Annotated in this window: 19 protein-coding genes, 1 pseudogene and 1 riboswitch; of the genes and pseudogenes, 9 read left to right on the top strand and 11 right to left on the bottom strand. The window is 75.7% G+C overall.

The window, feature by feature from the left end:
* Positions 1-17: 17 nt before the first annotated feature.
* The gene (locus tag ACPFP2_RS23365) at positions 18-395 is read right to left on the bottom strand and encodes a hypothetical protein (RefSeq protein ID WP_424091408.1); all 378 of its coding nucleotides are present in this window, start codon (positions 393-395) and stop codon (positions 18-20) included.
* A 179-nt stretch (positions 396-574) separates the two neighbouring features.
* Here ACPFP2_RS23365 and ACPFP2_RS23360 point away from each other — a divergent pair, with 179 nt between their 5' ends.
* Positions 575-5,452: an Lhr family helicase gene (locus tag ACPFP2_RS23360; RefSeq protein WP_424091406.1), complete on the top strand. Its 4,878-nt coding sequence runs from the start codon at positions 575-577 to the stop codon at positions 5,450-5,452.
* Positions 5,453-5,577: 125 nt separating this feature from the next.
* Here ACPFP2_RS23360 and ACPFP2_RS23355 read toward each other — a convergent pair whose 3' ends face one another.
* Positions 5,578-6,120: a hypothetical protein gene (locus tag ACPFP2_RS23355; protein ID WP_424091405.1), complete on the bottom strand. Its 543-nt coding sequence runs from the start codon at positions 6,118-6,120 to the stop codon at positions 5,578-5,580.
* A 100-nt stretch (positions 6,121-6,220) separates the two neighbouring features.
* Between ACPFP2_RS23355 and ACPFP2_RS23350 the strand changes: the two genes are divergently transcribed.
* Positions 6,221-7,012: an SAM hydrolase/SAM-dependent halogenase family protein gene (locus ACPFP2_RS23350; RefSeq protein WP_424091403.1), complete on the top strand. Its 792-nt coding sequence runs from the start codon at positions 6,221-6,223 to the stop codon at positions 7,010-7,012.
* Between the two features lie 86 nt (positions 7,013-7,098).
* Positions 7,099-7,341 (top strand): CPCC family cysteine-rich protein, encoded by a 243-nt coding sequence (locus ACPFP2_RS23345; protein WP_424091401.1) that lies wholly within the window; start codon positions 7,099-7,101, stop codon positions 7,339-7,341.
* A 121-nt stretch (positions 7,342-7,462) separates the two neighbouring features.
* Here ACPFP2_RS23345 and ACPFP2_RS23340 read toward each other — a convergent pair whose 3' ends face one another.
* A complete protein-coding gene (locus ACPFP2_RS23340) occupies positions 7,463-8,728 on the bottom strand; it encodes a hypothetical protein (RefSeq protein ID WP_424091399.1) in 1,266 nt (421 codons plus the stop codon).
* Between the two features lie 109 nt (positions 8,729-8,837).
* On the opposite strand from ACPFP2_RS23340, the gene ACPFP2_RS23335 reads away from it, so the two are divergent.
* Positions 8,838-9,641, top strand: a complete 804-nt coding sequence (locus ACPFP2_RS23335) for a zinc finger domain-containing protein (protein WP_424091398.1) — start codon at positions 8,838-8,840, stop codon at positions 9,639-9,641.
* Positions 9,642-9,824: 183 nt separating this feature from the next.
* Positions 9,825-13,424 carry a hypothetical protein gene (locus tag ACPFP2_RS23330; protein ID WP_424091418.1) on the top strand — a complete coding sequence of 1,200 codons (3,600 nt, stop codon included), beginning with the start codon at positions 9,825-9,827 and terminating at the stop codon, positions 13,422-13,424.
* A 10-nt stretch (positions 13,425-13,434) separates the two neighbouring features.
* On the opposite strand, the gene pspM is transcribed toward ACPFP2_RS23330, so the two are convergent.
* The 7 genes from pspM to ACPFP2_RS23295 all read right to left on the bottom strand — a co-directional run bounded on the left by pspM (position 13,435) and on the right by ACPFP2_RS23295 (position 19,784).
* On the bottom strand, positions 13,435-14,220 hold the full coding sequence (pspM, locus tag ACPFP2_RS23325; protein ID WP_424091396.1) for a phage shock envelope stress response protein PspM: 786 nt from the start codon (positions 14,218-14,220) through the stop codon (positions 13,435-13,437).
* A 24-nt stretch (positions 14,221-14,244) separates the two neighbouring features.
* Positions 14,245-15,120 carry a PspA/IM30 family protein gene (locus ACPFP2_RS23320; protein ID WP_424091394.1) on the bottom strand — a complete coding sequence of 292 codons (876 nt, stop codon included), beginning with the start codon at positions 15,118-15,120 and terminating at the stop codon, positions 14,245-14,247.
* A gap of 194 nt (positions 15,121-15,314) precedes the next feature.
* Positions 15,315-15,758, bottom strand: a complete 444-nt coding sequence (locus ACPFP2_RS23315; protein ID WP_424091392.1) for a helix-turn-helix domain-containing protein — start codon at positions 15,756-15,758, stop codon at positions 15,315-15,317.
* Positions 15,759-15,921: 163 nt separating this feature from the next.
* Positions 15,922-16,485: a CinA family protein gene (locus ACPFP2_RS23310; RefSeq protein WP_424091390.1), complete on the bottom strand. Its 564-nt coding sequence runs from the start codon at positions 16,483-16,485 to the stop codon at positions 15,922-15,924.
* 96 nt (positions 16,486-16,581) lie between these two features.
* Positions 16,582-17,169, bottom strand: a complete 588-nt coding sequence (pgsA, locus tag ACPFP2_RS23305) for a CDP-diacylglycerol--glycerol-3-phosphate 3-phosphatidyltransferase (protein WP_424091388.1) — start codon at positions 17,167-17,169, stop codon at positions 16,582-16,584.
* A gap of 77 nt (positions 17,170-17,246) precedes the next feature.
* The gene (gene rimO, locus ACPFP2_RS23300; RefSeq protein ID WP_424091386.1) at positions 17,247-18,749 is read right to left on the bottom strand and encodes a 30S ribosomal protein S12 methylthiotransferase RimO; all 1,503 of its coding nucleotides are present in this window, start codon (positions 18,747-18,749) and stop codon (positions 17,247-17,249) included.
* 111 nt (positions 18,750-18,860) lie between these two features.
* Positions 18,861-19,784, bottom strand: a complete 924-nt coding sequence (locus ACPFP2_RS23295) for an ornithine cyclodeaminase family protein (protein WP_424091384.1) — start codon at positions 19,782-19,784, stop codon at positions 18,861-18,863.
* A gap of 91 nt (positions 19,785-19,875) precedes the next feature.
* Positions 19,876-19,938: riboswitch (guanidine-III (ykkC-III) riboswitch) on the top strand.
* A gap of 59 nt (positions 19,939-19,997) precedes the next feature.
* Between ACPFP2_RS23295 and ACPFP2_RS23290 the strand changes: the two genes are divergently transcribed.
* On the top strand, positions 19,998-20,312 hold the full coding sequence (locus ACPFP2_RS23290; RefSeq protein WP_424091382.1) for a DMT family transporter: 315 nt from the start codon (positions 19,998-20,000) through the stop codon (positions 20,310-20,312).
* Positions 20,313-20,809: 497 nt separating this feature from the next.
* Complete coding sequence (locus ACPFP2_RS23285) at positions 20,810-21,052, top strand: hypothetical protein (protein WP_091295577.1); 243 nt, start codon at positions 20,810-20,812, stop codon at positions 21,050-21,052.
* An 85-nt stretch (positions 21,053-21,137) separates the two neighbouring features.
* Here ACPFP2_RS23285 and ACPFP2_RS23280 read toward each other — a convergent pair whose 3' ends face one another.
* Entirely contained in the window at positions 21,138-23,591 is a 2,454-nt protein-coding gene (locus tag ACPFP2_RS23280; RefSeq protein ID WP_424091380.1) for a DNA translocase FtsK, read from the bottom strand.
* A gap of 114 nt (positions 23,592-23,705) precedes the next feature.
* On the opposite strand from ACPFP2_RS23280, the gene ACPFP2_RS23275 reads away from it, so the two are divergent.
* Together ACPFP2_RS23275 and ACPFP2_RS23270 are read left to right on the top strand one after the other, a co-directional pair.
* Positions 23,706-24,182: a YbjN domain-containing protein gene (locus tag ACPFP2_RS23275; protein WP_424091378.1), complete on the top strand. Its 477-nt coding sequence runs from the start codon at positions 23,706-23,708 to the stop codon at positions 24,180-24,182.
* Positions 24,157-25,783 (top strand): annotated as a pseudogene (locus ACPFP2_RS23270) (YbjN domain-containing protein); the annotation flags it as partial. The gene ACPFP2_RS23275 and the pseudogene ACPFP2_RS23270, both read left to right, overlap by 26 nt.
* Between the last annotated feature and the right edge of the window lie 75 nt (positions 25,784-25,858).

Genomic DNA, 25,858 nt, shown 5'->3' with positions numbered 1-25,858 from the left:
GGGAGGGTGGGGTGGGGTCAGCGTAGGGCTACGTCGCCGGCTGGGACGGGGGGCTCGCGGTCCCGTCGGACCTCGACCAGCAGGTCCGGACGGCCGAGCTGTCGGGCCACCTTGTTGACCACCCGCTGGGCGGCGGCGAGGGAGCGCACCGAGAGCAGGTTGCCCCGGCTCTCCCGGCGCAGCACGAAGTAGTGCACGGCGGCGCGCACCTGAGCCCGGTCGGCGGCGCTGGCCTGGGCGGTGGAGACGACCAACTCGCGCAGGGAGGCGGCGAGGCGTTCGGCGAGTTCCAGCTCGGCGCCGCGCAGGCTGCCCCGGACCGCGGCGAGATGACTGTCGACCTTGCGGATGAGCACGTCGGTGCCGGGCGCGAAGCCGTGCTCCTCGACGGTCATCCGGCCCCCTCCACCCGACGCTGCGTTGCGGGTGAAGTTACTTTATGTTGCGGGCCGCAAGCAAGCAGTTAAGTAAGACTTAACACCTCAAGCGCCTGATCCGCGACGTAAGAGCCGCAGCCGGACAGAACAGCGTCCGGGCCGGAGTGGATGTCACACCGGCGGGGCAGGATGGAGTCGTGACCGAGCAGGTGGACGGGGCGGAGCCCGCGGTGCTGGACGACTTCGGGCCGGCGACCCGGGAGTGGTTCCGCGCCGCCTTCGCCGCGCCCACCGCCGCCCAGACCGGCGCCTGGCGTTCGGTGGCCGCCGGGCGCAACGCGCTGGTCGTCGCCCCGACCGGCTCCGGCAAGACCCTCGCCGCCTTCCTCTGGTCACTGGACCGACTGGCCGGGCAGCCGCCGCCGGCCGAGGCGCGGCGACGCTGCCGGGTGCTCTACGTCAGCCCGCTCAAGGCGCTCGCGGTGGACGTCGAGCGCAACCTGCGCGCCCCGCTGGCCGGGATCCGGCAGGCCGCCACCCGGCTGGGCGTCGCACCGCCGGAGATCACCGTCGGCATGCGCACCGGCGACACCCCCGCCGACGAGCGCCGCGCCTTCGCCCGCACCCCGCCGGACATCCTCATCACCACCCCCGAGTCGCTGTTCCTGCTGCTCACCTCCGCCGCCCGCGACTCCCTGCGCGGCGTCGAGACGGTGATCGTCGACGAGGTGCACGCGGTTGCCGGCACCAAACGCGGCGCCCACCTGGCGCTTTCCCTGGAACGCCTCGACGAGCTGCTGGAGCGGCCCGCGCAGCGGATCGGGCTCTCCGCCACGGTCCGGCCGATCGACGCCTGCGCCCGGTTCCTCGGCGGGGCCCGCCCGGTCGACGTGGTGCAGCCGGCCACCCCCAAGACCATCGAGGTGAGCGTCCAGGTCCCGGTGGAGGACATGACCCGCCTCGACGAGCAGGAGCCCCCCGAGGACGACCTGGGCGGCCCCGGCCCGCGCCGCGCCTCGATCTGGCCGGCCGTCGAGGAGCGGGTCTTCGCGCTGATCCGGGCGCACCGGTCGACCATCGTCTTCACCAACTCGCGGCGCAGCGCCGAGCGGCTCTGCGCCCGCCTCAACGAGCTGGCCGCCGAGGAGCTGGCCGCCGCCGTGGGCGGGCCCGACGGCCTGCCCTCGACCGGGCTCACCGCCCGGGGCGGCCGGCCGGTGGGCGTATCCGAGGGATCGACGTCGGGCGGGGAGCCGGCGGCCGGCGACGACGGCCCGGCGGACGGCGCGGCCGGCGACGTGCCCGACCGCCCGGCGGACGGCACCGGAGACTCCCCGGCCGGCAGGATGGACGGTGGCACGGACGCGGCGGCCGGTCGAGCGGCCGGGGACACGGGCGCGGCGGTGGGGCACCCGGCGGCCGGTGGGACGGGGGGACCGGCCGGCGGGGCGGGCGCGTGGGGTGGACCGGTCGGGCCGGTACGGGTCAACCGGCCGCCGGCCGAGGTGCTGGCGCAGTCCGGCGCGGCGGCCGGCGCCACCCCGGTGATCGCCCGGGCGCACCACGGCAGCGTCTCCCGGGAGGAGCGCAAGCACATCGAGGAGGCGCTCAAGTCCGGCCAGCTGCCCGCCGTGGTCGCCACCTCCAGCCTGGAGCTCGGCATCGACATGGGCGCGGTCGACCTGGTGGTGCAGATCGAGGCGCCGCCCAGCGTCGCCGCCGGCCTGCAACGCGTCGGCCGGGCCGGGCACCAGGTCGGCGCGGTGTCCCGGGGCGTGGTCTTTCCCAAGCACCGGGGCGACCTGCTCTCCTGCACGGTCGTCGCCGAGCGGATGGCCACCGGCGCCATCGAGGAGCTGCACTACCCCCGCAACCCGCTCGACGTGCTGGCGCAGCAGGTCGTCGCGATGGTGGCGCTGGAGCCGTGGCGGGTCGGCGACCTCGCGGTGCTGGTCCGCCGGGCGGCGCCCTTCGCCGAGCTGCCCGACTCGGCCCTGCACGCCGTGCTCGACATGCTCTCCGGGCGCTACCCGTCGACCGCCTTCGCCGAACTGCGGCCCCGGCTGGTCTGGGACCGCGCCGCCGACGTGCTCACCGGCCGACCCGGCGCCCAGCGCCTCGCCGTCACCAGCGGCGGCACCATCCCCGACCGGGGGCTCTTCGGGGTCTTCCTGGCCGGCGCGGAACGCGCCGCCCGGGTCGGCGAGCTGGACGAGGAGATGGTCTACGAGTCCCGCGGCGGCGACGTCTTCCTGCTCGGCTCCTCCTCCTGGCGGATCGAGGAGATCACCCCCGACCGGGTGCTGGTCTCCCCCGCCCCCGGCCAGGCCGCCCGGATGCCGTTCTGGAAGGGCGACCAGCTCGGCCGCCCGGTCGAGCTGGGCCGGGCCATCGGCGCCCGGGTCCGCGCGCTGTTGCGCCAGGGCGACGACGAGGCGGTCGCCGCGCTGCGCGCCGGCGGGCTCGACGACTGGGCGGCCGGCAACCTGATGGCGTACCTGCGGGAGCAGCGGGCCGCCACCCGGTCCCTGCCCGACGACCGCACCGTGGTGGTGGAACGGTTCCGCGACGAGCTGGGCGACTGGCGGCTCGCCGTGCACAGCGTCCTCGGCGCCCGGGTCAACGGGCCGTGGGCGCTGGCCATCGGCCGCCGGCTCGCCGAGCGGTACGGGGTGGACGCGCAGGTCATGCCCGCCGACGACGGGATCGTGGTCCGCCTGCCCGACACCGCCGACACCCCGCCCGGCGCGGACGTGGTGGTCTTCGAACCGGACGAGATCGCCCAGCTCGTCGAGGAGTCGGTCGGCACCTCCGCGCTGTTCGCGTCCCGGTTCCGCGAGTGCGCGGCCCGGTCGCTGCTGCTGCCCCGCCGCGATCCGCGTCGCCGCCAGCCTCTGTGGCAGCAGCGCCAGCGCGCCGCCCAGCTGCTCGACGTCGCCCGCGAGTACGCCGACTTCCCGGTCACCCTGGAGGCCGCCCGGGAGTGCCTGCAGGACGTCTTCGACCAGCCGGCCCTGGCCGCCCTGATGCGCGACCTCGCCGCCCGCAAGGTGCGCCTGGTCGAGGTGGAGACCGACCGGCCCTCGCCGTTCGCCCGCTCGCTGCTCTTCGGGTACGTCGGCGCGTTCCTCTACGAGGGTGACGCCCCCCTCGCGGAGCGGCGGGCCGCCGCCCTGGCGCTGGACTCGGCCCTGCTCGGCGAGCTGCTCGGCCGGGTGGACCTGCGCGAGCTGCTCGACCCGGCGGTGCTCACCGAGACCGAACGGCAGCTGCGCTGGCGCACCGAGCAGCGCCGCCCCCGCGACGCCGAGGACGTGGTCGAGCTGCTCCGGGTGGTCGGCGACCTCTCCGAGGCGGAGCTGGCCGAGCGGGGCGTGCCGGTCGGCTGGCTGACCGAGCTGGCGGCGGCCCGGCGGGCGCTGCGGGTCCGCATCGCCGGCGAGGACCGCTGGGTCGGCATCGAGGACGCCGCCCGGCTGCGGGACGCGCTCGGGGTGGCGCTGCCGGTCGGGGTCGCCGAGGCGTACCTGGCGCCGGTGGCCGACCCGCTCGGCGACCTGGTCGCCCGGTACGCCCGCACCCACGGCCCGTTCGCCGCGACGACCTGCGCCGCCCGCTTCGGCCTCGGCGTCTTCGTGGTGGAGCAGGCGCTGCGCCGGCTCGCCGCCACCGGGCGGGTCGTCTCCGGCGAGTTCGCCCCGGACACCGTGGGCACCCAGTGGTGCGACGCCGAGGTGCTGCGGCTGCTGCGTCGGCGCTCCCTGGCCGCGCTGCGCCGGGAGATCGAGCCGGTCCCGCCGCGGGCCCTGGCGGCGTTCCTGCCCCGCTGGCAGCAGGTCGGCTCCTCGGCCCGGGGCGTGGAGGCGCTCGCCGCCGCCGTCGAGCAGTTGCAGGGGGCGGCGGTGCCGGCGTCCGCGCTGGAACGCCTCGTCCTGCCCGCCCGGGTCGCCGACTACTCCCCCGCCCAGCTCGACGAGCTCTGCGCCAGCGGCGAGGTGGTCTGGGCCGGCTCCGGGGCGATCTCCGGCGGGGACGGCTGGGTCACCCTGGCGTACGCGGATGCCGCGCCGCTGCTGCTGCCCCCGCCGGACGAGGCGTTGAGCCTCACCCCGCTGCACGAGTCGGTGCTCGACGCGCTCGCCGACGGGCAGGCGCTGTTCTTCCGTTCGCTGTCCGACCGGGTGGGCGCCACCGACGACGCCGCGCTGACCGCCGTCGTGTGGGACCTGGTCTGGGCCGGTCACCTCACCAACGACACGCTCGCCCCGCTGCGGGCGGTGCTCGGCGCGGGCGGGGCGCACCGGTCCCGACCGTCCGCCCCGCGCACCCGCTACCGCCGTCCCGGCCGGGTCGCGCTGCCCAGCCGCACCGGCCCGCCCACGGTCGCCGGCCGGTGGTCCCGGCTGCCCGACCGTGACCTCGACGCGACCAGCCGGGCCGCCGCCCTGGCCGACCTGCTGCTGGAACGGCACGGCGTGGTGACCCGGGGCGCGGTGCTGGCGGAGCAGGTGGTCGGCGGGTTCGCCGCGGTCTACCCGGTGCTCTCCGCGCTGGAGGAGCGGGGTGCGGCCCGGCGGGGCTACTTCGTCGAAGGGCTGGGCGCGGCCCAGTTCGCGGTCCCCGGGGCGGTGGACCGGATCCGCGCGCTCGCCGACCCCGCGGACGGGGCACGGGGGCGGGGCGGCCCGACCCTGGTGCTCGCCGCGACCGACCCGGCCAACCCGTACGGGGCGGCGCTGCCCTGGCCGGAGCGGGTGGTCGACTCCGGCGACGGGGCCGCGCCGGCGACCGGGCACCGGGCCGGGCGCAAGGCCGGCGCGCTGGTGGTGCTGGTCGGCGGTGACCTGGTGCTCTACGTGGAGCGGGGCGGGCGGACCATCCTCTCCTTCACCGACGACACCGACACGCTCGCCGCCGCCGGCAAGGCGCTGGCCGACGCGGTGCACTCCGGGGCGCTCGGGGCGATGTCGGTGGAACGGGCCGACGGCGAGGCGGTGCAGGCGTCGCCGCTGCGTGACGCGCTCACCGCCGCCGGCTTCCGGGCCACCCCGCGCGGGCTGCGGCTACGCGGCTGACCCGCTTGTGGGCCGCTGACCCGCCGGGCGCGGGCAGGCCGCCGGACACGGGCAGGCGGCGGCCGATCGGCTGGCCGCTCACGGAGCACGCCGTCGGGCCACGTCCCGGCTCGGTGCGGCAGCGCTCAGCCGAGTTTGGCGAGGACGTCGTTGTAGCGCTTCCGCTCCGCCTCGCCCGTCTTCGTGCCGAGGTAGCTGAGCACCACCGCGCCCTTGCGGTACGCGTCGACGCCCCAGACGTCGGTCTGGTTGGTGGCGTTGGCCTCGGTGGGGAAGACGTACACCTTGACGGCGTCGGTGACCAGCAGCTCCGCGCAGCCGATGCCGGCCCCGTCGGGTCCACAGTCGACCGTCCGGTTGCGCAGGTTCGTCACCTTCAGGCCGGCGGCGGAGAAGGCGTCGACCACCTTGCGGGCGCCGGGGGTGCCGGAGGCCTTCGTCGGCATGGTGAAGGGCGGGGTCGACGGGCTCTCCGACGGGGTCCGGGGCGCGCTCGGCGGGGCCTCCTGCGGCGCCTCGGGCGGGGCGGCCTCGGCGGTGGCGGCGGGCTTCGGGGAGCCGTCGGCCCACGAGGGGTCACCGGGTTCGGGGTCGTCGCTGCAGGCGGAGAGCCCGAGGGCGATGAGAAGCGTCGCGGCGATCGGCAGGACACGAGGGCGTTTCGTCACCCCGGCAGTCTGCCGCACCGGCGGGGCGGCCCGTCACCGTCCGGTCGGGCCGACGCCGTTCACCGGAAAGCGCGACGGCTGATCCGGCTAGCCTCGGGGCATGACCCCGACCGCCTGGATCTCGCTGACCACCGACTACGGTCTCGCCGACGGTTTCGTGGCCGCCTGTCACGGGGTGATCGCCCGGCTCGCCCCGGCGGTACGGGTGATCGACGTGACCCACCTGGTGCCGCCGGCCGACGTCCGCCGGGGCGCGGCGGTGCTCGCCCAGACCGTGCCGTCCCTGCCGTACGGGGTGCACGTCGGCGTGGTCGATCCCGGTGTGGGCACGGCACGGCGCGGTGTCGCCCTAGTCACCCCGGGCGGGTTGCTGGTCGGGCCGGACAACGGCCTGCTGCTGCCGGCCGCCACCGCGCTGGGTGGGGTGACCGCGTCGGTGGAGCTGGCCGACCCGGCCTGGCTGGCCCCGCGGGTGTCGCGCACCTTCCACGGCCGGGACGTCTTCGCCCCGGTGGCCGCCCGGCTCGCCCTGGGCGCGCCGCCGGCCGAGGCGGGGCCGGCCGTCGACCCGGCGACCCTGGTACGCCTGCCGGAGCCGGTCGTCCGCGCCGAGCCCGGCGGGTTCGTGGCCGAGGTGCTCACCGTCGACCACTTCGGCAACGTGCAGCTCGCCGCCGGCGCCGACCTGTACGACGCGCTGCCCGCCCGGCCGCGCGTCGCGGGCCACCCCGCGGTACGGGGGCGCACGTTCGGAGACGCGCCCGACGGCACGCTGGTGGTGCTCGTGGACTCCGCGGGCCTGCTGGCGGTGGCGGTGAACGGCGGGCGCGCGGCGGACCTGCTCGGCGTCGCCCCGGGCGACCTCGTCCGGGTGACCGGCACGGACGGCTGAGGGCAGCGCACGGGCGACCACGACCGGTATGCGGACGGCCGCCGCGGCCCCTGCCGCCACATGATCCGATGTGGAATGCTGCTCCGGTGGGTGAGCTCTGGGTTCCCGTCGCCTGTCCCTGCTGCGCGTCCCGGACCGGTGGCGGCACCTGCCCGGTCTGCTTCTGGACCGACGACGGCCAGGGTGACGCCGACGCCGACGAGGTGCGCGGCGGCCCCAACGGAGACCTGAGCCTCACCCACGCCCGGCTGAACTTCGCCGTGTACGGCGCGAGCCACCCCCGCTACCAGGACATGGTCCGCCCGCCCCGCCCCGACGAGCGCCCCTGACCGCCCCCTGCCCGGCCACCCCCACCCGTTGACCATGAAGTTGGCCGCAGCGATGAGATCCACGTCGCCGGCAACTTCATGATCAACAGCGCGAGGCGGGAGGGGGTGGAGGCGGAGGCGGTCAGCAGGGCGGGACGGTGCCGCCGTAGACGGCGGAGATGTAGGCGTGGCTGACGTACTGGCCGGCGGCGAGCCGGTTCCAGCGGCTGGTGGTCCGGTACGGCCCGCTGACGGTCTGCCCGATCACGTAGCACTGGATCGGCACGTGGGCGTACGTGGCGGCGAGCCCGCGCACGGCGTAGCCGGTGCCGGCGCCGGTGCGGACGTTGAGCGGGCCGGACCCGACCACGCCCCGCAGGCCGCCGGCCGTCCACAGGTACGTCACGTCGACCCAGGCGTTGTCGGTCAGCCGCAATCCGTCCCAGAACGTGCCGTCGGCCAGGTCGACACCGGCCGGGTTGAGCACGACCCGACCGAACTGGTCCCGACCGCCGTTGTAGCCGTACTGGTAGGCGGCCTGGGCCTCGGGACGCCCCTGCGGCAGGTCCTTCCAGTTCTCCCGTACCGAGCTGGGGTTCCAGTAGTCGTCGCGGGTGTTCCACGGCCCGACGTCCCACACCGGGGCGTACTCGCAGCGGCCACCGTTGGTGGTGCAGACCCGTACGGTGTAGTCGCCGGAGTTGAGCGGGGCGAGCCCGCGCCGGCTGGGCAGCGCCACGAAGTGGTCCCGGGGCTGCACGATCCGGCCGTTGGCGGTCTGCTCGCCGACCAGGCCGATCCGGGTGGCGTAGACCCGGTAGGTGAGCGGGGCGGTCGCCAGCGGCGCGAGGCGGACGCCGGGGCGGTCGGCGGTCAGCGCGAGCGCGCGTACCCCGGTGGTGGCCCGTGCGTCGCGGGCGGTGAGCAGCACGCGGGCCTGGACCCGGGTCACCGGCCGGTCGAAGACCGCGCCGGCGGCGGCGTCGCGCCACTCGGTCCAGCCGGCGGCCCGCCAGCCGCGCACCTGGACCTGCGCCGTGCCGCCCCGGGCCACCTCGGCGGTGAGCGCGGCGCGCACCCGGGTCGCCGGGCGGGTGAGCGTGCGCGCCGCGGTGAGCAGCGTCCCCTCGGCGATCGGGCCACCGGCGGCGGCGCGGGTGCGGCCGGAGGGGCGGCTGTCGGCGAGCCGGAGCCGGCCGTCGCGCCAGCGGACGTTGACGTCGTCGCCGGTGACGGCGAGGTCGACGGGCCAGCGTTCGGCGGCCGGGGCGGGCGCGGTGGTGGCGGGCCGGACGGTGGGAACGGTGCGCGGCGCGGCGGACACGGTGGCGGGGGCGAGGCTGACGACGAGGGCGGTGCCCAGGAAGCCGGCGAGGACGACCGATCGGGTACGACGGGAACGGGTCATGTCATTCTCCTCAGAACTCACTGATAGTGCGTTTGTCACCTCTTCCAGGGGAAGAGAGGTACAAATAGCGACACATGCGAATTCCGCTCGGCCGAGGGAGAATGGCGGGGTGCCCGAAGGCGACACCGTCTGGAACACCGCCCGCGTCCTGCACCGCGCGCTGGCCGGCACCCGGCTCACCGGCAGCGACTTCCGGGTGCCGCAGCTCGCCACCACCGACCTGACCGGCTGGACGGTCCGCGAGTCCGCCAGCCGGGGCAAGCACCTGCTGCTGCGGCTGGCCGCGCCGACGGACCACCCGGGGGCCGCGCACTGGACGCTGCACTCGCACCTGCGGATGGACGGCGCCTGGCGGGCGTACGCCCCGGGTGAGCGGTGGTCCGCGCGGCCCGCGCACCTCATCCGGGTGGTGCTGCGCGGCACCGGCGCGGTCGCCGTCGGCTACCACCTGCACGAGCTGGCCCTGCTGCCCACGGCGCAGGAGGAGACGCTGGTCGGGCACCTGGGCCCGGACCTGCTCGGCGACGACTGGGACCCGGTCGAGGCGGTCCGCCGGCTCGCCGCGCATCCGGACGCCACCATCGGCGAGGCCCTGCTCGACCAGCGCAACCTGGCCGGGGTGGGCAATCTCTACAAGTGCGAGGTGCTCTTCCTGCGTGGCCTGTCCCCGTGGACGCCGGTCGGCGCGGTGCCCGACCTGGCCGGCACGGTGACCCTGGCGCAGAAGCTGCTCGCCGCCAACCGGGGCCGCTGGACGCAGAGCACCACCGGCTCGCTGCACCGGGGCCGGACCAGTTACGTGTACGGCCGTCGGGCGCAACCCTGCCGGCGCTGCGGCACCGCCATCCGCAAGGAGGAGTTGGGCGAGCGGGTCACCTACTGGTGCCCCCGCTGCCAGCCCGAACGGTCCTGACCGTCACCCGCCCGTGGAACTTCCACGAATCGGCAAGTTACCGCCGAGACACGGACGAACAGGTACTTCCCTCCCCCGCCCCCGACGTCGCATGCTGCGGTGGACCGCTCACCTACCGTCAGCGGCGGGTACGGCCACCACGCCGGGGTGGCGGACGTGCCCGCCCCGATCCCGGGGAGAGCCATGGCCCTGTTCCGCATGTTCCGGCCGGGCTGGGCCGGCCGCGCCGCCCGGACCGCCGCGCCGCACACACCGACCGTGCCCGCCGCCCGCGCCGCCGAGCAGGAGAGCGCCCCGGCCAGCCTGGACCCCGCCGCCGTGCCGCGCCGCTTCGGCGCGGTGCCGAACTTCGCGTACAGCCCGCTGCCGGTCCTCGACGCCGACGGGCGGGTGGTGCCGGGCACCGGCATCCGCAAGTTCGTCGACGCGCTGCCGCTGCCCGGCACGGCCGGCCGCAACGGGCTGGGCGCGCACCTGCCCGTCGCGGTGCCGGACACCATCACCCACCCCGGCTGCGACTACTACGAGATCGGGCTGCGCGAGTACCGGCAGCGGCTGCACCGCGACCTGCCCACCACCCGGCTGCGCGGCTACCGCCAGCTCAACCTCGGCACCGACCCGGACGGGCACAACACCGTCGCCCCGCCGGAGCGGCCGTACCACCTGGGACCGATGATCGTCGCCCGGCGGGGCCGGCCGGTCCGGATCAAGTTCATCAACCAGCTCCCCACCGGTCGGGCCGGCGACCTCTTCCTGCCCGTCGATGCCAGCCTGGACGGGGCCGGCACCGGGCCGCTGGACGGCCCGGCCCCGTACCCGCAGAACCGGGCCGTGCTGCACCTGGCCGGGGCGCAGACCGGCTGGATCAGCGCCGGGAACCCGTGGCAGTGGGTGACCCCGGCGGCCGAGATCACCCCGTATCCGACCGGGCCGGGGCTGGTCCACGTGCCGGACATGCCGCACCCGGGCGCCGGGGCCACCACGCTGCACTTCCCGAACGAGCAGAGCGGCCGGCTGATGTGGCTGCACGACAACACCCACGGCCTGTCCCGGCTGACCGTCTACTCCGGACAGCTCGCGCTCTACCTGCTCACCGACCCGGCCGAGGAACGGCTGGTGGCCGACGGAGTGCTCCCGGCCGACCAGCTCCCGCTGGTGATCCAGGACAAGACCTTCGTCCCCGACGACGCCCAGCTCGCCGCGCAGGACCCGACCTGGGACCGGGACCGGTGGGGCGCCCGGGGCGACCTGTGGCACCCGCACGTCTACCAGCCCCGGCAGGACCCGTACCGGGAGTCGGGACGCAACCCGACCGGCCGCTGGGACTACGGCCCGTGGGTGGGCGACGGTGGCGACGGGGTCGAGACGGGCCCGGTGCCCAACCCGCACCACGACCCGGTCGCCGCGCCGGAGGAGCCGCCGCGGGCGCCAGGGGTGCCGCACCCGGGCGCAGTGCCCGAGGCGTACGGGGACACCCCGCTGGTCAACGGCGTCGCGTACCCGTACCTGACGGTGGCGCCGAAGGCGTACCGGTTCCGGATCCTCAACGCCTGCGCCGACCGCAGCCTCAACCTCGCCCTCTACCGGGCCCGCTCGGACGGTCCCATGTGGCGTCCCGACGGCGTCCTGGCCGACGCCGGGGCCGGCGAGGTGCCGATCGTGGAGGCGGTGCGCGCCCCAGGACGGCCGGCGGACTGGCCCGTCGACGGCCGAGAGGGCGGCGTGCCCGACCCCCGGGCCGCCGGCCCCCGCATGATCCAGATCGGCAACGAGTGCGGACTGCTGCCCGTACCGGTGGTGGTGCCGAACCGCCCGGTCGGCTACCGGTACGACCGCCGCGACCCGACGGTGCTCAACGTGGACGGCCACGCGCTGCTGCTCGCCCCCGGCGAACGGGCCGACGTGGTGGTCGACTTCTCCACCGTCCCGCCGGGCGGCACCCTGATCCTCTACAACGACGCCCCGGCCCCGCTGCCCTGCTTCGACCCCCGCTACGACCAGCACAGCGACGCTCCGGACCGCACGGCGGAGGGCGGCTCCCCCGGCACCCGGCCCGGGTACGGCCCGAACACCCGTACCCTGCTCCAGTTCCGGGTGGCCGGCGTCCCGGCCGCCCCGTACGACCTGGACCGGCTCACCGCCCGCCTGCCCGGGGCGTACGCGGCCAGCCAGCGGCCGCCGATCGTGCCGCAGCCCGAGTACGACGCCGCCTTCGGCACCCGTACCGCCCGGCGGACCGTGGTGCCGGCGCACGCCGTCACGGTCAGCTTCACCCCGGCCGGGGCGACCACCCCGGTGACCCTGCCGATCGAGGTGAAGACCGTCGGGCAGGTCTTCGAGCCGGGTCACGGACGGCAGGCCGGCCGGCTCGGCGTCGTCCACCCGTACGCCGGCCCGCTCGGCGCGACGGCACTGCCGCTCGGCCCGGCCGACCCGGCGACCGAGGTCGTCGCCGCCGCCGACCCGGCCGTCGCGGCCGGCCCGACGACCGACGGCACCCAGCTCTGGCGGATCGGCGGCGGCGGCCGGCAGACCCACGCCGTACACGTCGGTGGCTGCGACGTGCAGGTCGTCAACCGGGTCGGCCGGGACGGCACGGTCCGCCGGCCCGGCCCCGGCGAGCTGGGCTGGAAGGAGACCGTCCGGGTGAACCCGGGCGAGGACGTGGTGGTGGCGCTGCGGCCGGTGGTGCCCCCGCTGCCGTTCAAGATCGGCGACAGCCTCCGGCTGCTCGACCCCACCCGACCGGCCGGGGCGCGGGTCGGCTCCACCCCGGTCAGCCCGCTGGACGGGCGTCCCGCCACCGTGGTCAACCAACTGGTCAACCTGGGCTGGGAGTACCGCTGGTCCAGCGCCGCCGCCGGCCTGCGCGACCTGGGCATGAGCCGACCGCTGGTGCTGCGGGTCTCCCCCAAGGCGCCGACCGGGTTGACCGCCACGCCGGCGCTCGGCTCGGCGACCGCGCTACCGGCGATCGCGCTGGCCTGGACCGGCAACGGCAGCCGCCCGCCGGCGACCAGCCATCTGCTGCAACGCGCCACCGACGCGACCTTCACCCAGGGGCTCACCACGTTGACCGTGGCCGCCACCGCCACCCGGTACACCGACGCCACGGTCACCCCCGGCGTCACGTACCACTACCGGATCCGCGCCGAGAACGCGGCGAGCTGCTCGGCCTGGTCGAACAGCGTCCCCGCGTCGGTCGGGCTGGCCGCGCCGAGCGGGGTGTCCGCGGCGGTGCCGCCGGCCGCGCCGCTGCGGATCGCGCTGCGCTGGACCAACCGCTCCTTCGCCACCGGGATCGACGTGCAGCGGGCCACCAACCCGACCTTCACCAGCGGCCCGGGCACCACGGCGATCGGGGTGGCGGAGAACCACCTCGACGCGGCGGTCGCCCCGGACACCACGTACTACTACCGGGTGCGCACGACGTACCTGGGCGCGGCGTCACCCTGGTCGACGGTGGCGACGGTGACCACCCCACCCGTGCCCGGGACCCCGACCCGGGTCGTCGCCACCGTGACCGTCCCGGCGCCGGACACCGCCACGGTGGTGCTGAACTGGACGTCGAACACCCCGAACGGGCCGGGGGCGGGCTTCACCGTGCAGCGGGCCGTCGACCCGGCCTTCACCCGGCAGGTCGCCACCTTCACCGTCACCGGCCGGGGCTTCACCAACACCGGGCTGGCCCGGGGCGTGACGTACCACTACCGGATCCGCTCGTTCAACGTGGTGGGCGGCTCCCCCTGGACCGGCCCGGTGTCGGTCACCACCCCGCCGTGACTTCGGGCGATCAGCGGGTGGGGGCGCGCATCGGGTCGCCGGCGGCACGCAGCTCGGCCAGGGCCGAGGCCACCCCGTGCAGCAGGTCGGTCGCCTCGGTCAGCCGGGAGGCGGCCGGGTGCTCGGTGCTCGGCCGGGCGTCCTCGGCGACGTAACCGGCCGCGGCCGCCACCAGCGCCTCGTACGCGGCCACCCCGCTCTCCAACTGCCCGACCAGGGCACGCTGCGCCTCGGCCAGCCGGGGTCGGGCCTCCGGCGGGGCGACCCTCAGGGCGCGTTCCACACTCGCCACCCGCCCGGCGAGGTCCCGTAGGGAACGGTCGGCCGCGGCGGCCTCCAGCACCGCCGGCTCGGCCAGCCCGGTGAGCCGGGGCGCCATGCCGGCGAGGGTCAGCGCGGCCCGGTCCAGCCGGGCCCACGGGGCCGCGGCGGCGGTGCCGCGCAGCGTGAGCCGGGAGCGCATCCGTCGGGCCTCGGCGAGCACGCCGGGACCGACGGGGAGCCGCTCGACGGCGGCGACGAGCCGGGCCCGGGAGCGGGCGGCGGCCTCGGCCGGGTCGAGGGCGGGCGGGGCGGGGCGAGCCGCGAGGGCCCGCAGGTCGACCCAGCGCCAGGCGGCCAGCGCCACCGCGCCGCCCGCGCCGGCCGCCCAGGCCGCGTCGGGCAGCCCGATCCCGGCGTACGGGGTCAGCACGGCGGCCGCGCCGCCGAGCCCACCGGCCAGGACGCTCCACCGTCGGGCGGACCGCCGCAGCCGGCGCAGCCGACGGAAGTGTCGCGTTCGCTCGTCCGCCACCGCAACCTCCTCGTGAGGCGCCGCTCAGCCGGCGGCGCTGGTGTCGCCCGTGCCGCGTTCGCGGCTCATGCTGGCCCGGATCTCGTCGAGCCGGGCGGCGGCGGCCGGGTCGGCCGCCGGCTCGGCCGGCTGCGCCTGCTGCTGCACACTCGGGCGTTCCTGCTGGCCGGCGAGCTGCTCACCGGCCATGCTGGAGCGGATCTGCTCCAGCCGGGAGGACCCGGCCGCGTCCAGCGTCGACTTCTGGATCTCCAGCATCCGCCCCTCGACGGAGTTGCCGGCCAGTTCGGCCCGGCCCATCGCGGTGGCGTAGCGCCGCTCGATGCGGTCGCGCACCTCGTCCAGGGTGGGCACGTTGCCGGGGGCGGTGATCGCCGACATCGACTCCAGCGAACGGGCCACGCTCTCCTGCATCTTGGCCTGCTCCAGCTGGCTGAGCAGCTTGGTGCGCTCGGCGAGCTTCTGCTGGAGGATCATCGAGTTGTTCTCCACCGCGCGCCGGGCCTGGGCGGCGGCGCCGAGCGCCTGGTCGTGCAGCGTCTTCAGGTCCTCGGTGGCCTGCTCGGCGGAGACCAGCTGGGTGGCGAGCACCTGGGCGGACTGCTCGTAGCGGCCGGCCTCGGCCTCGTCGCCCCGGGCCCGGGCCTGGTCGGCGAGGACGAGCGCCTGGCGGGCGTTGGCCTGGAGGCGTTCGACCTCGGACATCTGCCGGGAGAGCTTCATCTCCAGTTGCCGCTGGTTGCCGATGACGGCGGCGGCCTGCTGGACCAGCGCCTGATGCTGGCGCTGCGCCTCCTCGACGGCCTGCTGGATCTGCACCTTCGGATCGGCGTGCTCGTCGATCTTGGCACCGAAGAGCGCCATCAGGTAGTGCCAGCCCTTGACGAACGGGTTCGCCATCTCCGCGGTATCCCCTCAGTAGCGTCGCTGCGCCTCGGCCCGTGCCGGACGGGGCCGACCCGCCGGCCGCGCGGCGTGTCCCCATCGTCGCAGCCGTGCGCCAGCGGGGCATCCGTACCGCGGGAGAGCGCCACGCAGCCCACGATCAACCCTACGCGGCAGGGGCGGACCCGGCCACGCGACGCGAGGAGCCGTCAGGCGGCGCAGACCACGTCCCGGTCCGAGGGACGGACCCGGGTGCTGCGCAGGGTGGCCTTGAGCGGCGAATCCTGACGGACCTGCACGGCGACCTTGCCGTCGGAGGTGACCTGCCGGACACCCCGGTTGGTGGCCTTGCGCACCGGGGCGGTGGCCGGCACGGGCGCCGGCTCGTCCTGCACCGGCACGAGCACGCCCGGCATCTGCTCGGCGAGGGCGACGGTGTCGCTCACCTCACGCAGCAACTCGGACAGGCGGGCCCCGAGCGCGTCACAGATCGCGGCCAGCAGCTCGCTGGAGGGCTCCTTCTGGCCGCGCTCGATCTCGGACAGGTAGCCGAGGCTGACGTTGGCGGCGGTGGAGACCTCGCGCAGGGTGCGGTGCTGACCCTGCCGGCGCGCCCGCAGTGCGTCGCCGATCACGCGGCGGAGCAGGACCATCGCACCTCCCCCTGACGGGAACACCTCTCGCCCGGGCGCCCGCCCGCGCCGCGCGCGGTGTCCCGCGCCGACGCCGACGTCGCGCGCCGGAGCCTTCCCGCAACCGTACCCGTTGACCGGCCGCGCGACATCCCACCCCGACGGTCAAATCCGATCACGCGGCTCACCGCCGGCCGGCCGGGGTGGGCACGCCGTCGTCCTCGGCGGCCGGCCCGGCGGGGTCATCGGCATCCTGGATCTGCTCGGTGAGCAGCCGTAACGCCTCGATCACCGCGGCGGCGCGGATGTGGTCCCGGCCACCGTCGAGGTCGAGCCGACGGACGACCGGCCCGGTCGGCCCGGCCGCCGCGACGTAGACCAGCCCGACGGGCTTGCCGTCCTGCGGCTCCGGCCCGGCCACGCCGGTGGTGGCCAGCCCCCAGTCGGCCCCGCAGCGCCGCCGCCCGCCCTCGGCGAGGGCGACGGCCACGTCCGGGTCGACCGGCCCGCGTTCGGCCAGCAGGTCCTCCGGTACGCCGGCCAACCGCGACTTCAGCTCGGTGGCGTAGGTGACCAGGCCGCCCCGGTAGATCCCGCTCACCCCGGCGATCTCCACGATCGCGGCGGAGAGCAGCCCACCGGTCAGGGACTCGACGGTGGCCAGGGTCTCGCGCCGCTCGTGCAGCCGGTGCACCACACCCGCCGCCGGGCTCCCCGCGGGGCGCTCGTGATTCGCATCCGTCGCCATGGCACCCATCCCTTCCCCCTGTCCCGTCACCTACTCATCCTGCGCCGCATTCCGGCGGCGGGGAGGTCGACGCCCCGACCCGTGCGGGCCCGGGGGTCAACGGGTCGGGCGGCGCAGGCGCAGCGCCTGGGCGACGTAGTCGAAGCCGGTCACCACGGTGACGAGCACGGCGGCGGCCATGATCCACGGGCCGACCACGGCCAGCGCGGCCGGCATCGGCCACAGGTACCAGGTGATCGCCAGGATCTGCAGCGCGGTCTTGACCTTGCCGCCGCGGCTGGCCGCGATCACCCCGTGCCGGATCACCCAGAAGCGCAGCGCGGTGATGCCGAGCTCGCGGGCGAGGATCACCGCCGTCACCCACCAGGGCAGCCGGTCGTACCAGGAGAGCAGCAGCAGGGCCGCGCCGGTGAGCGCCTTGTCCGCGATCGGGTCGGCCACCTTGCCGACCGAGGTGACCAGGCCGAAGCGGCGGGCGATCCACCCGTCGACCAGGTCGGTCACCGAGGCGACCACGAAGATCAGGCAGGCGGCCGTACGCCAGCCGGCATGGCTCATCCCCGAGACGACCACCGACCCGGCGAAGACCGGCACCAGCAGCAGTCGCAGCAGGGTCAACCCGTTCGCCGCGTTGAGCACCGGCACCCGGGCGACCACCGGCGCGGATTCCGTCGCCCCGGTCACCGCCGCACCCCGCTCCGGCCGCCGTGGCGTACCTGGCACCGCACCACGTGGCTCCCCCGCTCCCTCCGGGCCCGCCGTCACCGTTCCGCGCCGGGCGCCGCCGAGATCATCTCATCCGGTACGGCCACCAGGTCGACGCCCTCGGTCGCGGTCACCGTGGCCCGGACCAGGTCGCCGGGGCGCAGCGCGGCCAGGTCGACGCCGCCGCCGTCGGGGGCGACCAGCGTGGTGGAGCCGTCGACCTCGGGGGCCTGGTGGGCGGCCCGCCCCTCGACGACACCGTCGGCGACCGAGTCGACGAGCACCTCGACACGGGAGCCGAGCCGCTCCTCGGCCCGCTGCGAGCAGAGTTCGTCGGCGAGCGCGGCGAGCTTGTCGTAGCGGCGCTTGATCGTGGCGGTGGAGACCTTGCCGGTCAGCCCGGCGGCCTCGGTGCCGTCCTCGTCGCTGTAGTCGAAGACGCCGATGGCGTCGAGCCGCGCCTCGGTCAGGAAGCGGACCAGCTCGTCGTAGTCGGCCCGGGTCTCGCCCGGGAAGCCGACGATGAAGTTGCTCCGCGCGCCGGCCTCGGGGGCCAGGGCACGGGCGCTCGCCAGCAGCTCCAGGAACCGGTCGGTGGAGCCGAAGCGGCGCATCCGGCGCAGCACCGGCTCGCTGGAGTGCTGGAACGACAGGTCGAAGTAGGGGGCCACCCCCGGCGTCGTGGCGATCGCCTCGACCAGGCCGGGCCGGGTCTCGGCGGGCTGGAGGTAGCTGGCCCGCACCCGGACGATGCCGTCGATCGCGGCGAGCTGCGGCAGCAGCTTCTCCAGGGCGCGCGGGTCGCCCAGGTCCTTGCCGTACGAGGTGGAGTTCTCGCTGACCAGCACCAGCTCCCGTACGCCGGTCCTGGCCAGCCACTCCGCCTCGGCGAGCAACTCGTCCGGGGTACGCGAGACGAAGGCGCCGCGGAAGGCGGGGATGGCGCAGAACGCGCAGCGCCGGTCGCAGCCGCTGGCCAGCTTGAGCGAGGCGACCGGGCCGGTGTCGAGCCGGCGGCGCAGCACCGGCCGCAGGTGCGCGGGCGTGTGCTCGTCGGTCTCCACGGTGCCGCGGACGGGTGTGCCGTGGCCGGGCAGCGAGACGGCCGCCTCCCGCCGCTCGACCGGGGTGAGCGGCAGCAGCTCGCGCCGGTCGCGCGGGACGTGCGCGTCGATCGCCTCACCGGCGACGACCGCGTCCAGCCGGGCGGCGATGTCCGGGTAGTCGTCGAAGCTCAGCACGGCCTGCGCCTCCGGCAGGCTGTCGGCGAGCTCACGGCCGTACCGCTCGGCCATGCAGCCGGCGGCGACCACCTTGGCGCCGGTGTCGGCGGCGGCGAGCAGGGTCTGGATCGAGTCCTGCTTGGCCTTCTCGACGAAGCCGCAGGTGTTGACGACCACCACGTCGGCGCCCTCGCCGTCGGTGGTGACCTGCCAGCCGTCGGCGTGCAGCCGGGCGGCCAGCTCCTCCGAGTCGACCTCGTTACGGGCGCAGCCCAGGGTCAGCAGGGCGACGCGACGGCCGTCGGCGGCTTGCGAAGGGGAGGTGGCAGACACCATCCGAGGGTACCGGGCCGTCCGGCGGGACCCGGCAACGGCGGGCCGCCCGCATCGGCCGGCTCACATCGCCCCGCCCGCTCCCGCGTCGGCCGGGCGCACGACGGCTCGCGGTCAGACCGCCGCCGCGCCGAGCAGGACCAGACGGTCGAGGAGAAAGACCTCCGTCCCGGCCAGGCCGGTGGAGCAGAAGACCGAGATCTGGTCCGCGCCGGTCCGGCCGGCGACCGATCCGGCGAGCACCGCGCCCAGGTCGCGCAGCCGTCCCGTGTACGGCTCGACGGCGGCCAGCATCGGCGGGGAGTACGCGCCCGCCTGGGCCGGGGAGTCGGTGACCAGGCCGTCGGCGACGTCGAGCAGGTCGGTGCCGAACTCGTGCCGGTCGGTCTGCTTGAAGCCGACGGTGGTGACGTGGGTGCCCGGGGCGAGGTCGGCGGCGTCGATCACCGGCGTGACGCTGGTGGTGGCGAGCACCACGACGTCCCGGTCGGCGACGGCCTGCCGGGCGGTGTCGACCGCGCGCGCCGGCACGCCCAGCTCGGCGCGGACCCGGGCGGCGAACGCGGCTCGGCGGGCCGCCGAGCGGCTGTGCACGGTCACCTCGCGCAGCGGGCGTACCGCCGCGGTGGCCCAGACCTGCGTCCACGCCTGCCGGCCGGAGCCGACCACACCGAGGGTGGCCGCGTCGGGGCGGGCGAGGGCGTCGACGGCGACCCCGCCCAGCCCGCCGGTACGCCGGGAGCCCAGCTCCTCGCCGACCGACACCGCCCGCACCGCGCCGGTACGGGCATCGTGCAGCACCACCAGCTGCGCGGACTCCGGCAGCCCGAAGGTGTCGTACGAGCGGAAGCCGTACCACTCGCCGGTGAGGTGGCCGGCGGTGAGCACCATCCGCCCGCCGCCCAGCGGGGCGGACGCCCGGGGCGGGGCGACGAGCCGGCCGGCGTGGGCGGCCAGCAGGGCGTCCCGCATCGCCGCCACGGTGGTGGCGGCGTCGAGCGTGGCGGCGACCTCCCGGTCGGAGACAAGCATCGTCATGCGGTTCAGGATGCAACCTGAAGTTGACGTGAACTCAACCGTTGGTGGGCGGGATCACCCCCGGCGCCGTCCCGCCGGTGTAGCGTCGGTTCCGGTGGCTGCGGCCATCCCGGACGAGTGGTGGGCGTACCCGGTCAGGACAAGACGCCCCGTGAACCCGACTCGTCCCGGCTCCCTCGTGGCCCGGGGCCCGTTTGCGACGAGGTGATCGCCGTGGCCTGGATCGTGCTGGTGCTCTCCGGACTGCTGGAGACCGCGTGGGCGGTCTCCCTCGACCGCAGTGCCGGCTTCAGCCGCCCGCTCCCCTCGATCGTCTTCGTGGTGACGCTGGTGGCGAGCATGGCCGGCCTGGCGTACGCGCTGCGCGAGATCCCCGTCGGCACCGGCTACGCGGTCTGGGTCGGCATCGGCGCGGTCGGCACCGCCCTGGTCGGGATGGTGGCGCTGGGCGAGTCGGCCAGCCTGCCCCGGCTCCTCTGCCTGCTGTTGGTGGTCGCCGGCGTGGTCGGGTTGAAGCTCTTCCACTGACCCGGGCCGCTCCCCCTCGGCGGGCGCAGGCCGCCCCTGGTGGTCGGCCCCCTACCGGTCGGCGGACCCGGCGACTCGGCCACCGTCGGGCACCGCACCGCCGTAACTCGGCACCGCCAGGCACCGAACCACGCCGTGACGCGGCCGACGGCCGAAGCAGGCGGAGCATGCGACCGGCAGCCGGAGCAGGCGGCGGACGGTGACGGCTCGGCCGCCTGATCCATCTGTGCCATCAGGTCCGTAGCGTCCGGCAGGACATCCCACTCCCGCCGCAGCCGCTGCCGGGAGCACCGCCGGAGCCGCTGGATCCTGAGCCGGTTGCGGAGCGGGGCGAGCCGGGTGTGGTGGCGACTGACGGGGGTCCCGGGCGTGCGGCGTCCGGACGCAGCGGCGCGGGCCGGTGGCTGCGCCCAATCTGCCCGGATGCGTACTTCGCGGTCGGAGTGGGTAGTCACGGGCCGACCACAGGACTGAAGGCTCTCATCACGGAGGACGTCATGGCCGACATGCACGCGACCGCCCGCCCGCGCAGCAACGCCGCCCGGATCTGCACGATCCTGGCCTTCGTCTTCGCCGTCGTCGCGATCTTCGTGGCGCCGCTGCTCTTCGGCATCGCCGGCCTGGTGCTCGGCATCGTCGGCGCGGTGCTGGGCGACAAGCCGCTCGGCTGGTACGCGGCCGCCGCCAGCGTCGTCGGCGCGATCATCGGGATGGCCCTCGTCGCCGCCCTGCTCAACTGACGTCCCGTACCCACCGCCGCACGAGGCCCGCCGGAGTCCGGCGGGCCTCGTCGCGTCCGCACCACGACCGGCAGGGGCGGCGGGTTCAGCCCTCGTCGCCGCGCAGGCCGACCAGGACCTCCTCCAACTCGTCCGGCTTGACCAGCACGTCCCGGGCCTTGGAGCCCTCGGAGGGGCCGACCACACCCCGGGTCTCCATCAGGTCCATCAGCCGGCCCGCCTTGGCGAAGCCGACCCGCAGCTTGCGCTGGAGCATCGAGGTCGAGCCGAACTGCGAGGTGACCACCAGCTCCACCGCCTGCACCAGCAGGTCCAGGTCGTCGCCGATGTCCTCGTCGATCTTCTTCTTGCTGTCCTGCGCGGGGGCCAGCACGTCGGGGCGGAACTCCGGCTCCCGCTGGTCCTTGCAGAACTTGACCACGTCGGCGATCTCGCGCTCGGTCACCCACGCGCCCTGGATCCGGATCGGCTTCGACGCGCCCATCGGCAGGAAGAGTCCGTCGCCCCGGCCGAGCAGCTTCTCCGCGCCCGGCTGGTCGAGGATGACCCGCGAGTCGGCCAGCGACGAGGTGGCGAAGGCGAGCCGGGACGGCACGTTCGCCTTGATCAGGCCGGTGACCACGTCGACCGAGGGACGTTGGGTGGCCAGCACCAGGTGGATGCCGGCGGCCCGGGCCAGCTGGGTGATCCGGACGACGGAGTCCTCCACGTCGCGGGGGGCCACCATCATCAGGTCGGCCAGCTCGTCCACGATCACCAGCAGGTACGGGTACGGGCGCATCTCCCGCTCGCTGCCCGGCGGGGCCTTGATCTCGCCGTTGCGCACCTTGCGGTTGAAGTCGTCGATGTGCCGGACCCCGTTGGCGGCGAGGTCGTCGTAGCGCATGTCCATCTCGCGCACGACCCACTCCAGCGAGTCGGCGGCCTTCTTCGCGTTGGTCACGATCGGCGTGACCAGGTGCGGGATCCCCTCGTAGCCGGTCATCTCGACCCGCTTCGGGTCGATCAGCAGCAGCCGCACCTCGTCCGGGGTGGCCCGGGTCAGGATCGACACCAGCAGCGAGTTCAGGCAGGACGACTTGCCCGCGCCGGTCGCGCCGGCGATCAGGATGTGCGGCATCTTCGCGAGGTTGGCCACCACGAAGCCGCCCTCGATGTCCTTGCCGAGCGCCACCACCATCGGGTGGTGGTCGCTGGTGGCGGCCCGCGAGCGCAGCACGTCGCCGAGCGCCACGTTCTCCGGGTCGGTGTTGGGGATCTCCACGCCGACCGCGCTCTTGCCCGGGATCGGGCTGAGGATGCGCACGTCCGGCGACTTCACCGCGTACGCGATGTTGCGGGAGAGCTGGGTGATCCGCTCGACCTTGACGCCCGGGCCGAGCTCGACCTCGTACCGGGTGACGGTCGGGCCCCGGGTGAAGCCGGTGACCTCGGCGTCCACCCCGAACTGGTCGAAGACGCCGGTCAGCGCGGCGATCACCTCGTCGTTGGCCCGGCTGCGCGTCTTGGGCGCGGCGCCACCGCTGAGCATGTTGGCCGGCGGGAGGGTGTAGTCCCCGTCCATCGCGGTGAGCGCGAGCTGCTCAGCCCGCGTCGGCGGCGGCGAGTGCTCCGGCGGCTCGACCGGCTTGCGACTGGCGGGCACCTTCGCCGGTGCCTTGCGGGGCAGCACCAGGGTCTCCTGGAGGTCCACCGCCTCGGGATCGTCGTCCAGGTCGTCCGGGTCCAGCGGCGGCGGCACGGCCTTCTTGCGCGATCGCCGGGCCGGCTTCTCGACCACCACCTCGGTCTCGCCGGTGGACGGCGGCGCGACCAGCGTGCCCGCGAGCAGGCCGAGCCGCTCCGGGATCTTGTTGATCGGGGTGGCGGTGACCACCAGCAGGCCGAAGACGAGCAGCAGGATCAGCAGCGGCACGGCCACCCAGGCGGTGACCGCCGCCTCCAGCAGGTCGCCGATCCCGGCGCCGATCAGCCCGCCCGCGTAGTCGCGCTGCACCGGGTCGACCGGGTTCTGTCCGATGTGCAGCATGGCGGCGGTGGCGACGAGCATCGAGCCCCAGCCGACCAGGCCACGGCCACGGTGCTCCGGGTCCGGCGGGGTGCGCATCAACCGCCAGGCGCCGATCATCAGCAGCACCGGCACCACGATCGCGATCGCGCCGAGGAAGAGGCGCACCGTGTCGGCGAGCCGGGCGCCGAGCGGACCGGCCCCGGAGAACCAGATGCCCACCCCGCTGAGGATGGCCAGACCGAACAGCAGCAGTCCCCCGCCGTCACGGCGGTGCTCCGGGTCCAGGTCCCCGGCGGAGGCGACCTGCCGGCCGGCGCCACGCACCGCCCAGCCGACACCGTGCGCCAGCCCCATCCACAGTGCACCGATCGCCCGCCCGACGTACGCCGCCGGGGTCGGCCGGACCGTGGTCCGCCGCCGGGGTGCGGCCTTCGCGGCCTTCTTCGCCGGCTGGCGGGCACGACTGTTCGTGGTCCCGCGCGGCGACGCGCCGCGTCGCCGGCTCGCCTGAGAGGTACGGCCCGCCATAGAGTCACCGTAACGGCGTGACCCGGGAGATCGCCGCTTTTCCGGGTCGTGTCCGTGTGTCGCAGCACGGACCGCGCCCACAGACGTGTTATTCGCCTCAGGAAGGGATGCCCGATGGCGTCGCCTGCTTTCGAGGACGGTCCGGACCCCCTGGCCGGACACCCGCAGGCCCTGCGGCCGTTGACCCGCGATCTGGTCGCCGCCGTGCTGGACAACCGGGGCTACGCCTACTCGACCGACGACGACGGCGACCTGGTGGGCCGCTGGGACGACAACCTGATCTGGTTCCTCCGCCCCGGCGAGGCCGGAGAGCTGCTCCAGGTCCGCACGATGGCGGCCCCGGCCTTCGGCATCGAGTACGTCCCCGCGCTCTACGCCTTCTGCAACTCCTGGAACCACGACCGCCTCTGGCCGAAGGCGTTCGTGCACGTCGACGACGACGGCGTGGCCCGGGTCTGCGGCGAGGTCATCACCGACCTGGAACGCGGAGTCACCCCGCACCAGCTCGACCAGCTCATCGACTGCGGCATCTCCACCGGCTGCCAGCTCGCCGCCGCCGTCGGCCGGCTCCCCGGCGGGACGACCCGGTGACCGGCCACGCCGGGGACGCCGACCGCCGGCTGCGGGGCGCCCCGGCGCCCGAGCTGGTGGCGGCGCTGGCCGACGCGCGGGACATGCCGGACGGTGAGGCCCGCTTCGCCGAGCTGGACCGGATCGCTGCCCGGGCCGACGCGCTCGGCGACGCACGGTCCGCACTGGACGCCCGCTTCGCGCTGGTCGAGGCGTACCTGCTGCACGGGGAGCGGTGGCGGCTGGCCGAACCGGTGCGCCGCTGCCTCGCCACCGTCGACCGCTGCCCCGAACTGCTGACGGAACGCCCCGGCGACGCGGAGCTGCTGCGCCGGCACCAGCGGTACGCGGTCGAGGCGGCGATCGGCACCCCTCGGGTGGGCCTGGACACCGCCCGTGCCCTCCTCGACGATTTGGCCCGCCGGGCCGGCGAGAGCAGCGGGCTGGTCGCCCAGCTGCGCTGCCGGCTCGCCGACCACCTCGGCGACGAGCCGACCGCCCGCCGCTGGCACGACGCCTGGGCCGCCGCCGAGCCCGACCCGACGGCCGGCTGCCCCGGCTGCCTGCCGGCCCGCCGGGCGGAACTGCTCGCCGGGTGGGGCGACGACGCGGCGGCACGGGAGACGCTGCGCCCGGTCCTCGACGGCGCGGTGGACTGCACCGACCAGCCGGAGCGGGCCCTCGCGGTGGGGCTGCTGCCCTGGTTGCGGGCCGGGGAGCCGGAGCGGGCCGGGCAGGCGCACGTGCGGGCGTACCGGCGACACCGGCGGGAACGGGCCGCCTTCGGCCACCTCGCCGCGCACCTGCGCTTCTGCGCCCTGGCCGGGCATCCCGGGCGAGGGTTGGACGTGCTCGCCGAGCAGCTGCCCCGGCTGGACCACCCGTACGACGACCTCGCCGCGATGGAGTTCGCCGCCGCCGGGGCGCTGGTGTGCGTCCTGGCCGCCGAGGCGGGGCTGGGCGGGCGACGGATCCACCGCCCGGCGCACGGCAGCCGTCCGGCGGCCGAGGTGGACGTGGACACCCTCGGCACCGACCTGCTGGCCCTCGCCACCGGGCTGGCCGGCAGCTTCGACGCCCGCAACGGCACCGGGCACCAGTCCGGCCGGATCGCCTCCTGGCTGGCCGAGCGGCCGGTCGGCCAGCCGGTGCCGCTGCCGGACGACGACGGCGACCCGGCGGAGGACGAGCCGCCCTTCGTGCCGGCGGCCGACGAGCCGGCCCCGCTCAGCCTGTCGATGATCACGTCGGTGCTGGACCGCCGGGGCGACGTCTACGCGGTGGACGCCGGCGGCGTGGTGGTCGGCCGTTGGAACGAGGCGGTGATCCAGTTCCGGCAGGTGGGCAAGCGCGGGGAGATCCTGCACGCCCGGGTGGTGGCGGCCCGCCGGCTGCCCGCGGCGCGGCTGACCGAGGCGTACGCCTTCTGCAACGCCTGGAACCACGACCGCCTGCTGCCGAAGGCGTACGTGCACGACCTGGGCGGCGGCGAGCTGGTGCTGGCCGGCGACGTGACCACCGACCTGGAGCACGGGGTGGCCCTGGCGCAGCTCGGCGTGCTGGTCGACGCGACGGTCGCCACCGGCGTCGCGTACGCCGAGGCGGTCGCCGCCCTGCCCTGAGGGGTACCCGAACGCGGCGCGGCCCCCGACCACCGGGCGGTGGTGGTCAGGGGCCGCGGTCCGCGCACCGGCAGG

The organism is Micromonospora citrea, from assembly GCF_049629545.1.
In the GTDB taxonomy this organism is placed as follows: Bacteria; Actinomycetota; Actinomycetes; order Mycobacteriales; family Micromonosporaceae; genus Micromonospora; species Micromonospora citrea_A.
This window is presented reverse-complemented; position numbering and strand designations above follow the sequence as displayed.